Annotated in this window: 15 protein-coding genes; 4 read left to right on the plus strand and 11 right to left on the minus strand. The window is 68.8% G+C overall.

The window, feature by feature from the left end:
• Nucleotides 1-64: 64 nt before the first annotated feature.
• The 4 genes from WH5701_RS05760 to WH5701_RS05775 all read right to left on the minus strand — a co-directional run bounded on the left by WH5701_RS05760 (nucleotide 65) and on the right by WH5701_RS05775 (nucleotide 4700).
• Nucleotides 65-1606: an iron uptake porin gene (locus WH5701_RS05760; RefSeq protein WP_006171106.1), complete on the minus strand. Its 1542-nt coding sequence runs from the start codon at nucleotides 1604-1606 to the stop codon at nucleotides 65-67.
• Nucleotides 1607-1771: 165 nt separating this feature from the next.
• Nucleotides 1772-2536, minus strand: a complete 765-nt coding sequence (locus WH5701_RS05765) for a hypothetical protein (RefSeq protein ID WP_006171107.1) — start codon at nucleotides 2534-2536, stop codon at nucleotides 1772-1774.
• Nucleotides 2537-2621: 85 nt separating this feature from the next.
• Nucleotides 2622-3599, minus strand: a complete 978-nt coding sequence (locus WH5701_RS05770; RefSeq protein ID WP_156776673.1) for a multicopper oxidase domain-containing protein — start codon at nucleotides 3597-3599, stop codon at nucleotides 2622-2624.
• Nucleotides 3600-3674: 75 nt separating this feature from the next.
• Nucleotides 3675-4700, minus strand: coding sequence for a metal ABC transporter substrate-binding protein (locus WH5701_RS05775; RefSeq protein WP_050751385.1), 1026 nt, complete (start codon nucleotides 4698-4700; stop codon nucleotides 3675-3677).
• Between the two features lie 160 nt (nucleotides 4701-4860).
• On the opposite strand from WH5701_RS05775, the gene WH5701_RS05780 reads away from it, so the two are divergent.
• Nucleotides 4861-5556 carry a metal ABC transporter ATP-binding protein gene (locus WH5701_RS05780; protein WP_006171110.1) on the plus strand — a complete coding sequence of 232 codons (696 nt, stop codon included), beginning with the start codon at nucleotides 4861-4863 and terminating at the stop codon, nucleotides 5554-5556.
• A gap of 11 nt (nucleotides 5557-5567) precedes the next feature.
• On the opposite strand, the gene WH5701_RS05785 is transcribed toward WH5701_RS05780, so the two are convergent.
• Entirely contained in the window at nucleotides 5568-5981 is a 414-nt protein-coding gene (locus WH5701_RS05785; protein WP_006171111.1) for a transcriptional repressor, read from the minus strand.
• A gap of 71 nt (nucleotides 5982-6052) precedes the next feature.
• On the opposite strand from WH5701_RS05785, the gene WH5701_RS05790 reads away from it, so the two are divergent.
• A complete protein-coding gene (locus WH5701_RS05790; protein ID WP_006171112.1) occupies nucleotides 6053-6856 on the plus strand; it encodes a metal ABC transporter permease in 804 nt (267 codons plus the stop codon).
• On the opposite strand, the gene WH5701_RS05795 is transcribed toward WH5701_RS05790, so the two are convergent.
• The 4 genes from WH5701_RS05795 to WH5701_RS05810 are packed head-to-tail and all read right to left on the minus strand — an operon-like array spanning nucleotide 6845 to nucleotide 10333.
• Nucleotides 6845-8227: a hypothetical protein gene (locus WH5701_RS05795; RefSeq protein WP_006171113.1), complete on the minus strand. Its 1383-nt coding sequence runs from the start codon at nucleotides 8225-8227 to the stop codon at nucleotides 6845-6847. The two genes, WH5701_RS05790 and WH5701_RS05795, sit on opposite strands and share 12 nt — an antisense overlap.
• Nucleotides 8224-8919 (minus strand): TIGR03943 family protein, encoded by a 696-nt coding sequence (locus tag WH5701_RS05800; protein ID WP_006171114.1) that lies wholly within the window; start codon nucleotides 8917-8919, stop codon nucleotides 8224-8226. Before WH5701_RS05800 ends, WH5701_RS05795 begins: the two co-directional genes overlap by 4 nt.
• The gene (locus WH5701_RS05805; RefSeq protein WP_037979680.1) at nucleotides 8895-9866 is read right to left on the minus strand and encodes a permease; all 972 of its coding nucleotides are present in this window, start codon (nucleotides 9864-9866) and stop codon (nucleotides 8895-8897) included. The genes WH5701_RS05800 and WH5701_RS05805 overlap by 25 nt, the downstream gene beginning before the upstream one ends.
• On the minus strand, nucleotides 9866-10333 hold the full coding sequence (locus WH5701_RS05810) for a 6-carboxytetrahydropterin synthase (RefSeq protein WP_006171116.1): 468 nt from the start codon (nucleotides 10331-10333) through the stop codon (nucleotides 9866-9868). Before WH5701_RS05810 ends, WH5701_RS05805 begins: the two co-directional genes overlap by 1 nt.
• A 41-nt stretch (nucleotides 10334-10374) precedes the next feature.
• On the opposite strand from WH5701_RS05810, the gene hisIE reads away from it, so the two are divergent.
• The gene (hisIE, locus tag WH5701_RS05815) at nucleotides 10375-11073 is read left to right on the plus strand and encodes a bifunctional phosphoribosyl-AMP cyclohydrolase/phosphoribosyl-ATP diphosphatase HisIE (protein ID WP_050751386.1); all 699 of its coding nucleotides are present in this window, start codon (nucleotides 10375-10377) and stop codon (nucleotides 11071-11073) included.
• A gap of 37 nt (nucleotides 11074-11110) precedes the next feature.
• Entirely contained in the window at nucleotides 11111-11467 is a 357-nt protein-coding gene (locus tag WH5701_RS18380) for a hypothetical protein (RefSeq protein WP_156776570.1), read from the plus strand.
• On the opposite strand, the gene WH5701_RS05825 is transcribed toward WH5701_RS18380, so the two are convergent.
• Entirely contained in the window at nucleotides 11464-11994 is a 531-nt protein-coding gene (locus WH5701_RS05825) for a matrixin family metalloprotease (protein WP_006171119.1), read from the minus strand. The two genes, WH5701_RS18380 and WH5701_RS05825, sit on opposite strands and share 4 nt — an antisense overlap.
• Before the next feature lie 255 nt (nucleotides 11995-12249).
• On the minus strand, nucleotides 12250-12756 hold the full coding sequence (locus WH5701_RS05830; RefSeq protein ID WP_198005178.1) for a DUF2214 family protein: 507 nt from the start codon (nucleotides 12754-12756) through the stop codon (nucleotides 12250-12252).
• Nucleotides 12757-12865: the final 109 nt, after the last annotated feature.

The raw sequence follows: 12865 nt of genomic DNA on the forward strand, positions 1-12865 counted from the left end.
GAAGGAATGGTGCCGCAGGGGAGCGCCGCGGCTCAGAGGGTGTGGCAGCAGTCTGACGCCTGGCTCAGAACTGGAAGCTGGTCTTCACCAGGCCTCCCAGCTGGCTGAAGCTCTCCCCTGATGGGGTGCCTTGGCCGAGGGGCCGGCTCAGATAAAACAGGGCCGGAGTGATCGAAATCGAGTCGCTGACCTGGAATCTGTACCACCATTCCCAGACGACATTCTGATCCTGAGCCGTTGCTCCACCCTGCAGGGCCGTTGCAAACACAGGCTGCCCGACCGCCATGCCGGCGGCGTTGCCCTTGAGCAGCACATCGCTCCACTGCAGACCCACCATCCACGACTGACTGGTGGTCAGTTCACCGTCCACAGCCTGGCCATCGCTGGAGGTGCTGTTGATCCCCCAGCCAGCGCTGATCGAGGGCCACCAGCCTGAGGCGGCTGGCTGCCAGTAGCCACTGAGGCCGAAGGCATGGGTGTGTCTGCCGGGGCTGCCGAAGGCCGAGGCCGTGAACGCTGTGGCGCCGGGCACCTCCACTCCCGACTGGATGGAGGAATAGATCGCGGCCAGGGCCCATTGCTCGCCGGCGTAGCCGATCTGAACCGTGCCGGTGCCTGCAGAGGCGGCGGTGCCGAGGCCCCCTTCGTTGGGATGACCCAGGCTGCCGTTGGCCGCCACGTAGTTGCCACTGACACTGAAGCCACCGCTCTGCCACCACAGACCGGCACCGGGGCCAAGGTTCTTGTTGTAGGCCGCCGGTGCTCCGTTGAGGGTGAGCACGTTCAGGATCGTGTCGGTGGGATACACACTGGGCCAGAGAGCAAGCATGTCTTCCTGGCCCACGCGTGCGCCGATGGTGGCCGTGAAACCGCCGCCGATCGGGGTCTGGTAATAGAGCTTGTCGATGCCGAGTGAATCGGCACCGGACGCTTCCTGGAAGGCCACTTCCAGGGCGGAGAGACCGCCGGTTGGGCCTGCTCCTCCGAAGGCCGAATCGCCGAAGTTGCCAGCCCGCAGGATCGTGCGCAGCAGATCCTTGCCCGTGAAGCTGGTGTCGAGGCTGAGTTGCAGGTCGTAGGAGAAGGTGGTGGCCCCCACCTCGGCTCGGGCGCTGTTGAGTTGATTGCGGGCACTGCCGTTGAAGGCATTGGCGCCCACCACGAAGGTGGCCAGGCCGCTGAGCTTGGTGGTGGTGGAGAACTGGTTCGCTTCCAGCTCACCAACTTTGGCCTCAAGGTTGTCGAGCCGACCACGCAGGATCGCCAGTTCCTTCTCGAACTCCTTGAGCAGGCGGCGCAGCTCGTCGGTCACTTCGGTGATCCGGTCCAGGCAGGCGTTGAGCAGGGCAGCGGCTTCCCAGCGGCTCAGGGGTGTCCTGCCGCGGAAGGTGCCGTCGGGGTAACCAGCGACGCAGCCGTAGCGCTCGATCAGGTTCGAGAGCGCCTGGTAGGCCCACTCGCTGGGCTGTACATCTGAGAACTGGGTGATGCTGGTGACCTGGTCCTGACGGCTGGAGCTGGCGCTGTAGCGCTGGATTGCTTCGAGATTGAAGTCGGCGGCCCTGGCCCCGGCCACTGGGTTCAGCAGCAGCAGCGGGCCCAGCATGGCGGCGACGGCTGGACCGGCGGGGACAGAGCACTGGAGCCAGTAGAGGGGTGCGACTGAACTGGGCACGTTGACAGCACGACAACAGCGGGAATGATAATCGTTCTGTTGCATGGGTTTCATTGGTACGGCTGGAAAGGGCCTGCTCCGATCGATTGGACCTGCTCAGATCGACTGGATCAGGGCCTGCACCTGCTGGGCGGTCTTGATCGGTTGCTCCGGGGGCATCGTTGTGGGCCATACCGGCAACAGAGCGGCCATGGCGCCGCTGAGCCGGCGGCTCAGGGCTGGATCGCTGGCCTGCAGTGCCGGGGCGATGCCTTGTCGGAGCTGATCGGCGTAGCGCACAAAGCCGCGGGAGTCTTGGTATTCGATGGTTTCAGCGAAGCGCCCCTCGGTGATCGAGGCCGCGTATTCGCTGCTGGCGCTCTCGAGCAATTGACGGATCACGGCCACCACGAAGGCCAGATCGCTGCGCTTGGCCTGCGGCAGTGCCGCCAGGGCCCTGTCGATGCCTTCCTCGGCGGCGCTGAAGGCAGCCTCGGTCTGCGGCAAGGTGGGCGCGCTCTGAATCAGATCCAGCAGGGTGTTGAGCTGCTGTTTGAAGCCGGGGGCGCCGTACTGGCTCAGCGCCGGCTCGAGATCTCCGTAGAGCTCCTCCACCGGATGGCCGATGTGCTTCTCGGCCGCGGGGTAATCCTTCAGTTCCATCAGTTCTCGGGCCACCAGCAGATGGCCCTTCATCAGACCGAGCACGGCGGCATAGCTGATGGGATCCTCACCGCTCACCTCACCCCCTTCGCCTCCCTCTCCGCCCTCTCCGCTGCCCCCCTGAGAGGTGGGCCTTGGCGACTGGCCGCAGGCCACCGCGACTGCGGCCGTGGAGGTCACGGCCAGAAACAGCTGAATGGCGCGGCGCCTTGGAATCACGGGACTCTCGTCGTTGACTGGAGCGCATCGTGCCCCCGCGGCAACGGTGCAGCTGACCAGAAGTGACCCGCCTGGGTGAGCAAAGCTACCGACCTCTGGCTTCCACGCGGAACTGCCCCATGCAGCCCCGCTCGGCGATCTGATCCTGATGGGGATGAAACATGTAGTGGCCCGGATCGCGGTAGCTGAACTCGAGGATGTGGCGCTCAGCCATCCCCATCGTGATCACGTCGGTGATCTCATCGGCACGGGTGGAGTAGCCCCCTCTGAACAGCTCGAAGAGGTTGGCGTGCAGATGAAAGGTCAGCGGACCATCCCACTCCACCATGTTGAGCAGATAGAGGCGAATCCGTTGTCCCTGGGTAATGGCGATGGGCTGATCGCGATAGAGATTGGGCCGGCCATTGAAGGCATACAGATCATTGCGGCCCGCTCCCTTGAGGTCGTAGCCGCCCATCACCAGCACCATCTCATCGGCTGCCGGCCTTGGGGATGGGGGATCCACGATCAGCAGGCCGTAGAGCCCCTTGCTCACATGGCGCGTCACCGGCGCCACATGGCAGTGGTAGGGGAAGAGGCCAAAGGGTTCCGCCTCGAATTCATAGACCGTGCTGCCGCCGCGACGCACCGGTCGGATGCCATCCATGGCCGCGGGGTGGATGCCATGGAAATGAAGACTGTGGGAGGTGCTGTCCTCGTTGCGAAAGCAAACGCGCAGCCGCTCACCGGCCTGGGCCCGCAGGGTGGGACCCGGCACCCGTCCGTTCACGGCCCAGGCCTTGAAGGTCACCGCCTCGTTGAGCTGCAGCAGGGTGGTGCTGGCCGTGAGATCGAACTCCCGCACCCGGCGGCCGTTCTCCATGAGCACACGGCCGCGGTCGAACTCGCGCAACCCCCCGGGCGCCGGCGGTTGAGGTGCGACCTCGTGCCCAAACCCCTCTGGACTTCCACCCCGCTTCAGCAGCAGCCCCCCCAGGCCCAGAGCCAGGGCAGCGCCGCCCAGGGGCAGAAGCTCACGCCGCCTCCACAGGCGCGTCGGGCCTGAATCCGATGGGGTGGCCATGGCGGGAAACATCCAGCTCCATCCTCAGCCCGCTGCCACCCCTGGCTGGTGTGACCAATGGCACCCGGTAGGGTCTCAGTTGATCCGCGACCACGCCTGCGTCAGGGCCTCACCCCCCTGGCGGTCGCAGCGGCCGCCCCAGCCCTCGACGATCGTGCAGGTGTTGCGCACCAGGGTGGCCATCAGGCTGAGGGGTCCCTCGGGCCCCATCGCCAGGCCATCGGCGGTCAGTGGCACCGCGGCGATCGGCACGCCACTGAGTTCGCTGATGCGCTGGAGGGTTTTCGCTGGGGGGATCTGCTCCGCGAACAGGCGGGGGATGGAGCCGGCCTGGAGGGTTTCGATCACCTGCCGGAAGGCGTCGGGGCGCAGGGTCTCGCTGGTGCTGGTGGCATCCACCAGGGGCAGCTCATCGAGGTCATAGGCCTGAGCCAGGCTGGCAAAGGCGCGGTGGCTGCTGGCCAGGGGAGGCCAGGGCCTGGGGAGGGCGTTGAACTGGACCCGGTTCCAGGCATCCAGGCGCTCCAGCAGCGCCGCCATGGCTTTGGAGCGCTGCTGGATCCCCTCGGCTGCCGCCGGATCCAGCTGGCTGAATTGGCCGGCGATCACCGCCGCCATGGCCGCCGCCTGGCGGGGGTTGTGCCAAAGATGGGGATCCTGGCCGCCATGGTGGTGACCGCTGGCGGGATCGTGGTCGTGATCGCCTGAGGGGTGCTGGTCTTTGGGCGTGAGCCTGGGTGGCTGGGGCACCGCTTGCTCGGAGACGGCCACCGCCCCCGGCAGGCCCGCCAGGGCCGGGGTGAGGTCGTAGCCGCTGATCAGCAGCAGCCGGGCGCCGCTGATCTGGGTTTTCTGCTGGGGACTGAGCCTGAACTCGTGGGGATCATCGCTGGGCTGCAGCAGGCAGCTCACGCTCAGCTTGCCGCCGGCCAGCCGCTGGCTGAGATCGCAGAGCACCCCATCGGCCGCCACCACCTGGGGCGGGCCTGGGGTTCGGCTGCAGGCCAGCAGGACAAGCCCAAGGCCTGAGCAGACCAGCAGCCTCGCTGCGGGGAGCGGCTGGCGCCGAAGAGCCGGCCAGGAGCCAGGGGCGGTGGCCATCGGTTCTGGACTGGGGAGCACAGAGCTCAGGCAAGACTTAAGAATGATAACAGTTCTCATCGCAGGGCCCTGCTCGGGCGCTGGCTGTCGCGGGGCCGGCCGCTGCTGGCCGCCTCGGGTGCCGGTAGGTTGCGACCACGTTGTCCCGCTGCCGCCGCCGATGGCCCTCGAGGCCCGTCATATCAGCGTGCGCCGCGGCGAGGGACTGGCCCTGGAGGACATCAGCTTCTGCCTGGAGCCCGGCACCCTCACCGCCCTGGTGGGACCCAATGGCGCCGGCAAGAGCACCCTGCTTCAGGCGATCGAAGGCCAGATCCCCCTGCTCTCCGGTGAACTCCTGCTCGATGGCGCCGTGCTCACCCCCCGCCTGGCCCGGCGCCAACTGGCCCTGATGCCCCAGCGGGGGGAAATTGCCTGGCACTTTCCGATCAGCGTGCGCGAGCTGGTGGGTCTGGGCCGGCTGATGGCGGCACGCCCCGGCTGCTGCGCCGTTGAGGCGGCCCTGCAGCGGGTGGGAATTGATGCCTTGGCCTCCCGCCGCCTCGATCAACTCTCCGGCGGCCAGCAGCAACGGGCCCTGCTGGCCCGCCTGCTGGTGCAGCCCGCCTCGGTGCTGCTGCTGGATGAGCCCTGCGCGGCCATTGATCCCCCCTCCCGCACCCAGTTGCTGCAGGTGATGGGCCAGCTGCGCGATGCCGGCTTCACCCTGCTGGTGAGCAGCCACGACTGGGGCCACGACCTCGATGCCTACGACCGCGTGCTGGTGATCGACCGAAAGCTGCTGGCTGATGGCCCCCCGGCCTCAGTGCGTCACTCCCTCGGCGACCTGCGCCTGGGGAACCATTGCTGCGGCTGATGCTGGCCTGCTCAGACGTCCGACGGGGCGGACTGGCGGCAGCGGGAGCAGCGGCCGAAATATTCCAGGGTGTGGAACAACAGCTCGAAGCCCTGGGCCGCCTCCGGCTGGGGCTGGATGCCATGCATCGGGCAGTGGTCCAGCGGCAGCGTCAGGCCGCAGGACACGCAGGTGAGGTGATGGGTGTCCCGTTCCCGGGGGGCATAGAGAGCTTCTCCGCTGGGCAGGTGGCGGCAGCGGGCCAGGCCCAGGCGCTGGAGTTGGCGCAGGTGCCGGTAGACCGTGGCCAGTCCGATCGCCTGGCCGTTGAGACGCAGCCGCTGGTGCAGCTCCTGGCCGGAGAGTTCCTCGCTGCTTTCGCGCAGCATCGCCAGCACGCTCACCTGTTTGGCATTGAGCTGCTGGCTGGCCACCTCGGAATCCATCGGTCTCTGCTCGGGCCCCTGGGCGGGATCCTATGCAGACCGCCCCAGTCCCCTCGCCCTGCAGCAGCCCGATGACCGCCACCTGGTGGATGCTTCCCCTGGCCCTGGCCCTGCTCAGCGGCCTGCTCTGCCCCCTGGCGGGCACCCTGTTGCTGGTGCAGGGGCGCCTGTTCCAGGCCAATCTGATCTCCCATGCCGTGCTGCCCGGACTGGCGGTGGCCCTGGCGCTGGGCCTCGACCCAGGCCTGGGTGGGGTGGTGAGCGGGGTGGCCGGTGCCCTGCTGGCGGAGCGCTTCAGCCGGCCCGCCAGTTCCGGCGGCCGTGGCGATGAGGCGGTGCTGAACACGGTGCTGGCCGGGTTTCTGGGCCTTGGGGTGCTGCTGATTCCGCTGCTGCGCATCCGGGTGAACCTCGAAGCGGTGCTCTTCGGTGATTTGCTCGCGGCCGGAGCGCCGGATCTGCTGCGCACCGGCCTGGCGCTGCTGGCGGTGCTGGCCCTGCTCGGCTTCCGCTACCGCCAGCTGGTGTTCCTGGGCGTGGACCCCCTCGGGGCGGCCAGCTCCGGGCTGGCGGTGGGGCGCCTGCGCCTGCTGCTCACCTTCGTGACCGCGCTCACGGTGGTGAGCGCCATGACGGCCGTTGGGGTGGTGCTGGTGATCGCCCTGATGGGCGCCCCGGCCCTGCTGGCCCTGGAGGGGGCGATCAGCCTGCGCCAGGCCCTGCTGCGGGCGGCCCTGATCGGGGCCCTGCTGGCCGGCTGCGGCTTTGTGCTGGCGATCCAGCCGGCCATCAACCTGCCGCCTGGACCCCTGATCGGGGTGCTGAGTCTGCTGCTGCTGCCCCTGGTGCTGCACCGGCGAGGTTCAGCCAGGTGAAAGCCAGCTCACCTGCCGCACCGGCCCTTTGAGCAGGGTCAGCTCCAGGCTGGTGGCATCGATCAGGGCCGCCTGGGGTTCCGCTCGGGAGCTGCCCAGCGCCGGTTCTGAGCCTTGCAGCGGCCGCAGGGCCAGCAGCAAGCGGTCGGTGGTGGGGTCGTAGCTCAGGCCGGTGCCCGGCTCCAGTTCCCAGCCCTCCAGCCGTTGCCGCCGTTCGCCGCCCCCGCGGCTGAGGGCCAGCAGGGTCAGCTCGGGCCGCTCGATTCCATCCAGCAGCAGGGCCCAGACCCGCTCGCCTCCCCTGGAGCAGGCACTGGCCAGCAGGGCTTCCGAACCCAGCCAAAGAGTTCTGGGCGCCTGGGCCGGCTCCACCAGCTCCAGGGAGCGGCGGAAGTCGGGCCAGTGGCGGCTGAGCAGGGCCCGGCCCGCCACCGGGCAGAAGCTGCTCAGATCCCGGCTGCCAGGCAGCAGCTGGCGGCGCTCCGGAAGTGGCGGCAAGCTCCTCAGCGCCAGACCATCGGCCTCGGGCACCACCAGGGCTCCCCCCTGGGGCACCAGGGCAATGGGTCCGCGGGGATCCAGCTCCAGACGGCGACGGCTGCCGTTGCGCTCCCACAGCACCACCTCCTCCTGGGGGAGCTCGCGGCCCGGGGCCTGGGCGGCCGCCTGCACCAGCAGATCGCCGTTGATGTTGCTGCTGAGATTGGCGAACACGAAGCTCTCGGAACTGAAGGGCTCCAGCTCCCCGGCCTGGGCTGGTGCCAGTTCGCTGGAGCGTTGGGCCAGGTGCCGGCGCTTCAGATCCAGCTTCCAGACCCGATGCCCCCCCTGCAGGTCGCGGCTGACCACGCCAAGCCCTGAGCCATCACCGAGGGCCACGGTCTGGGGGATGGCGGGCCATATGGGGGTGAGGGGCACCCAGGCCCCCTCGGCTGTGCGCAGTCGCACCTGTTCGCCTCCGGGCACGGGCACCACGGCCAGCAGGTCGGGGCGGGGATCCCAGAACCAGCGCTGGGGGGGCAGGGCCAGCCCCCGCTGGTCGCGACCCTCCAGCCGCAACTGCAGGGGCTCTTCGATGCGGGAGCCGACGGCGGGCAGCAGCAGCAGCGGATTGCCCTCCCCCTGGATGCTGAAGGGCAGAGAGGGTTGCAACTGGCTGTCCGAGGCCACGCTGGACGGCTGCATCGGCCGGCTGAAGCGCAGGCTCAGGGCCGCTGGTCCGGAGCTGGCGCTGGCCTGGCGCAGCTCCAGCAGGCGTGGGGGCCGGTGCCAGAGCACTTGCTGCTGCAGCAGGGCCACGGCCGCAGCGGCGATCAGCATCACCCTCAGGCGCTTCTGCCGGCGCCACCAGCGCAGCGGAGACCTGCTCATGGCTCCAGCGGCTGGCGGGGCCTGGGGATCGGCTCCACAAGCCTGGCATCCACCACGCTGCGCTGGCGCTCGCCCACCGTTTCGCTCATCATCACCCCCTCCAGGCGCAGCCACTGGTCGGCCCGCGGTTGGGGCTGGCCGGCGGGCCAGCGCACCGGCAGCCCCACCGGCACGGCATCCACCAGGCAGCAGCGCACCAGCAGGCGGGCCAGGTGCGGCTCCTCGCCGGGCATGGGCAGAACGAAACCGCTGATGCGCACCGGATCTCCCGCGTAGAGCCGGGGATCGGGTTCGGCGCGCAGCAAGCGCACCCAGTCGGTGAGGCTGCGCTGGGCGGGGGGGAGCACGAAGCTCAGGCCTGGCTCCTTCAGCAGGTTGGCCTGGCGGTTGGCGGCCAGATCGGCGAAGGACGGCCTGGGGGGAAGGGCCAGCACCGCCAGGGCCGCGCCGATGCTCAGCAGCGACGTCCAGCGGCCGCTGGCGCGGCTGCCGTCGCTCCAGCGGCCGCTGATCTCCACCGCGGCCAGCAGCAGCAGCAGGATCCCGCTGCCCCACACCAACGGATGGAACACGGCCCGCAGCAGCAGATCAAGCCGTCCGCTCAGGGCGCTCTGCAGCAGCGCGACGCCCCACAGCGCCAGGGCCAGGGCCTTGAGCCGGCCAGGGCTCAGAGCAGAAGCAGATTGACCCATTGACCGATCAGCAACACCACCAGGGACGCTGCCCCTGCCGTGAGCAGGATGGCGCGGGGCCGCAGCAGGATGCCGAACAGCCCCACCAGCTTGAGGTCCATCACCGGCCCCAGCAGCAGGAAGGCCAGCACCGCCCCGGGGGTGACCTGGGCGGCGAAACCCAGGGCCAAAAAGGCATCCACGCTGGAGCACACCGACACCACCAGGCTGAGCAGCATCAGGCTCAGGATCGACAGGGTGGGGGTGCCGCCCACGGCGATCAGCCACTGGCGCGGCACCACGGTCTGCACCAGCGCGGCGATCGCGCACCCCATCACCAGCAGCAGGGCCAGCTCCAGAAACTCACTGCCGCCGTGGGAGAGCACCTGGCCCAGGGGGGGACGGCGGCTGGATCCGCCCAGGGCGGGGACGGCAGCGCCGGCCGGCACTCCGATCAGGCCACTGCGCCGCTCCAGCAGTGTCACCTCCCCCAGGGGCTGGCTCAGCCGTCGCTCCTCCAGCAGGGCCGGCTGCAGCAGTTCGCGCTCGGGCAGAAGCCGCAGCAGCGTGGCCAGGCAGACCGCGATCAACAGAGCCCCCAGGGGCCGTGCCGCCAGCAGCCAGGGCTGATCGGGGAAGGCGGCCCAGGTACTGGCCAGCACGATCGGATTGAGCACCGGTGCCGCGAAGAGAAACCCCAGGGCTGTGGCGATCGGTGCCCCCTTCACCAGCAGGTGCCGGGCCATGGGCACGTTGCCGCATTCGCAGGCGGGCAGAGCAAAGCCCAGGGCCGCACCGCTCAGGGGGCCCAGCAGCGGGTGGGCGGGCAGGGCCCGCACCCACTGCCCCCCGGGGCTGATCCAGCGAGCCAGGGTGGAGAGGGCCACCCCGATCAGCAGAAAGGGCATCGCCTCCACCAGCAACGCCTGGAACAGGGCCCAGGTGGTGGCCAGCCGCTCCACGCCCATCACGGCCGGGCCTGGGCGAACCACTCGGGGGTGGCCTCGTAGCAGGCGGCGTTGCGCTCGTTCTCGCGCGCCTCCACCTTCCAGCAGCTGCTGCGGCCCTTGTCACGAGCGCGCAGGAGCTCGTTGGCCCAGCCCCAGACCAGCTCAGCGCTGCTCTCCATCCCCACGTTGGCCATCACGCGCAGGTCGAGGGCTCCCTGATCGTGCAATGAGCGCCACTGCTCCAGCAGCGGGTCATCGGCATTCACCAGGAAGGTGTGATCAAATTGCCCGGCCAGTCGGGCCTCCAGCTCTTTGAGGCCCGAGAAATCCACCACGAAGCCGTTGACATCGAGCTCTCTGGCCCGAAACCAGCAGGTGAAGCTGCGGCTGTAGCCGTGCACGAAGCGGCAGTGGCCCCGGTGCCTCCATTGGCGGTGGCAGCAGGGGTAACCGCTGAACTGTTTCGAGCAGGTGAACAGGGCCATCTCCGGGATGGGAGAGGATCGCAGCAGCCGGACTCCCCTCCTTGGAGGCATCATTTCAGCCCCCCAGCCCGACCGGGGCCGACCCCGCCCCCTGGTTGGATCAGCTGCGCTTCGATGGGGCCGGCCTGATTCCCGCCATCGCCCAGGACTGGCTCGATGGGGCGGTGCTGATGCTGGCCTGGATGAACCAGGAGTCGATCAAACGGACCCTGGCCACGGGTGAAGTGCACTACTGGAGCCGCTCCAGGGCCGAGCTGTGGCACAAGGGCGCCACCAGTGGCCATCTGCAGCGGCTGAAGGGCCTCCGCTACGACTGCGACAGCGACGTGCTTCTGCTGACCGTGGAGCAGGTGGGGGATGTGGCCTGCCACACGGGTAGGCGCAGCTGCTTCTTCACGGCTGCTCCGCCCCAGGCAAGCGGCACTCCAGAGCTGCCTGACCCTCCGACCGATGCCTGCACTGAGCTGGCCAGGCAGATCAAGGATCGACGGGATCACCCCGTGGAGGGGAGCTACACCAACCGTCTTCTGGAGGGAGGTGACAACCGCATCCTCAAAAAGATCGGTGAGGAGAGTGCCGAGTTCGTGATGGCCTGCAAGGACGACGAGGCCGATGGCATCGCCGGGGAGGCGGCCGATCTGATCTTTCACCTCCAGGTGGCCCTGGCCCAGCACGGGGTCGAGTGGCGCCGGGTGCTGGAGGTGCTTGCCGCTCGCCGAGGCGCTCCGCGCCGGAGTTGAGGCCGCGAATAGGGTCGGAGAACTTGAGTCAGGCCCCTTGTCTCCTTCGCCCCAGGACAGCTCCGCCAACTGTGGAGGCCGCCCGCCGCTTGTGGCCACCGGCGTCGCCCCCCTGGGGATCATCTCGATCGGGATCGTTCCCATGGGTGTGGTGGCCATTGGCGTGGTGCCGATGGGGGTGATCAGCCTCGGGGCCGTCTCGATGGGTCTGGTGTCGGCGGCGGTGGTGAACATGGGGGTGCTCACCGCAGGGGTCACCACGATGGGCGTGTGGTGGGCCGGCCTCGAGGGCCATGGACTGGTGCGGCTGAACCCACCGGCGACCCCGCCTGTGTCCTTGCCGGTGGATCCGGCCAGGACACCTGCTCAGCACCACCACCAGAACATGCCCTAGGGCGGCAGTCCGAAGCGACTGGGCTGCTGATACAGCCAGCGCACGGTGGCCCGATCGCGAGCACTGAGGCTGAGCACCGGCTGGGCGCCGGGCACAGCTGCCATGGCATCCGCTGGTTCATCGCTGTGGCCCCAGAGCCCGATGGCGTGGCCAAGCTCGTGCAGCGCGGTGGCCTGAAGGGCCTCCAGGCGCTGATCGGGGCTCAGCAGCACCTCCACACGGGGCTCCAGGTGCCAGGCACCCTGGCGCTGGACCTCCAGCAGCTCAAGCAGGGCCCGGCCATGGCTGGCCCGGCGGCGCCCGTTGGCATCCAGGAGCGGAGGTCGGCGCCGTTGGATCAGGATCTGGGCCCGGGCGGGATCACTCACCATCACCAGGGTGAGTTCTGAGGCCCAGCTGGTCAGGGCACCGTTGACCGCCTGCTGCCAGCGTTGATCGAAGCGAGAGCCGGGTCCGGTCTCCCCCAGGGGCTGCACCCAGACGCACCAGCGATCGAGCCGGGGCCAGCCCAGGGGTGTGGTCTCCAAGACGTGTCGGTAGTCGTGGCTGCCGCCTGGCCCGGCTGGTGTTGGCCTTTGAGCTGTAGCCGTGCCATCGACTGCTGAGGGAGAGGGTCTGGCGGCACGGCTGGCGCTGGCAACGGGACAACTCTGCTCGCCTTCAGAATCTGCCCCTGCTGGGGGTGCTTCCGCAACCGGAGCCACCAAGATCAGCGCGATCAGCACAAGGGCGTGCAGACCTGGACGATGCCGTGAAAGGAGGAAGCCTGGCACTCAGCGCCCTCAGCCCGGCAGACCCACGCCACGGGCCATCAGCGTGGCCAGCAGGGGGATGGTGGCGAAGCCCACCAGCTCGATGTTGAGAATCCAGCCCAAACGGTTGGCCAGGCCCTGGCTCACCTTGGGCAACTCCCCCTTCCGCAATGGCAGGGCCCAGAGGATGTAGGTGACCGTGGGGTAGAGCGAGAGGGCTCCCACGCTGAGATACACCCCCACCTTCCACCAGAACAGAGGATTCTCGGTGTAGAAGCTGCTGCCCTGGCCGTAGTGCAGCACCCGCAGGATGCCGCTGAGCAGCACCAGCAAAGCGGCGATCCCGTAGACGATGTCGGTGATGACCATCGTGATGGCCACCGAGCGATCGGGATCAGGCCGGATCAGGCGGCGCTCCAGCACCAGGGCCCCGAAGCAGACCATGAAGCTGAGGTAATGGACATAGGCCACGGCTGCACTGGGCAGAACGCCGGTGGGCAGCACCAGGGCAGCGGGCAGATGAACCAGGGCTGTCATGGCCAGGGACTTGCTCGGTCGGGCCATGACGGTAGCGAGCCAGAGGCAGCGCCGAGCCGCCAGCCGAGCTGATCATGTCGCAGGCATGTCCTGGAACCACATTCGAAAT

This window comes from Synechococcus sp. WH 5701, assembly GCF_000153045.1.
Classification (GTDB): Bacteria; Cyanobacteriota; Cyanobacteriia; order PCC-6307; family Cyanobiaceae; genus Regnicoccus_A; species Regnicoccus_A antarcticus.

Coding starts and splice junctions, on each gene's coding strand:
- WH5701_RS05760 (WP_006171106.1), bottom strand. CDS start 1,606: ATGCTGGGCCCGCTGCTGCTGCTGAACCCAGTGGCCGGGGCCAGGGCC.
- WH5701_RS05770 (WP_156776673.1), bottom strand. CDS start 3,599: ATGGCCACCCCATCGGATTCAGGCCCGACGCGCCTGTGGAGGCGGCGT.
- WH5701_RS05775 (WP_050751385.1), bottom strand. CDS start 4,700: ATGGCCACCGCCCCTGGCTCCTGGCCGGCTCTTCGGCGCCAGCCGCTC.
- WH5701_RS05780 (WP_006171110.1), top strand. CDS start 4,861: ATGGCCCTCGAGGCCCGTCATATCAGCGTGCGCCGCGGCGAGGGACTG.
- WH5701_RS05785 (WP_006171111.1), bottom strand. CDS start 5,981: ATGGATTCCGAGGTGGCCAGCCAGCAGCTCAATGCCAAACAGGTGAGC.
- WH5701_RS05790 (WP_006171112.1), top strand. CDS start 6,053: ATGACCGCCACCTGGTGGATGCTTCCCCTGGCCCTGGCCCTGCTCAGC.
- WH5701_RS05795 (WP_006171113.1), bottom strand. CDS start 8,227: ATGAGCAGGTCTCCGCTGCGCTGGTGGCGCCGGCAGAAGCGCCTGAGG.
- WH5701_RS05800 (WP_006171114.1), bottom strand. CDS start 8,919: ATGGGTCAATCTGCTTCTGCTCTGAGCCCTGGCCGGCTCAAGGCCCTG.
- WH5701_RS05805 (WP_037979680.1), bottom strand. CDS start 9,866: ATGGGCGTGGAGCGGCTGGCCACCACCTGGGCCCTGTTCCAGGCGTTG.
- WH5701_RS05810 (WP_006171116.1), bottom strand. CDS start 10,333: ATGGCCCTGTTCACCTGCTCGAAACAGTTCAGCGGTTACCCCTGCTGC.
- WH5701_RS05830 (WP_198005178.1), bottom strand. CDS start 12,756: ATGACAGCCCTGGTTCATCTGCCCGCTGCCCTGGTGCTGCCCACCGGC.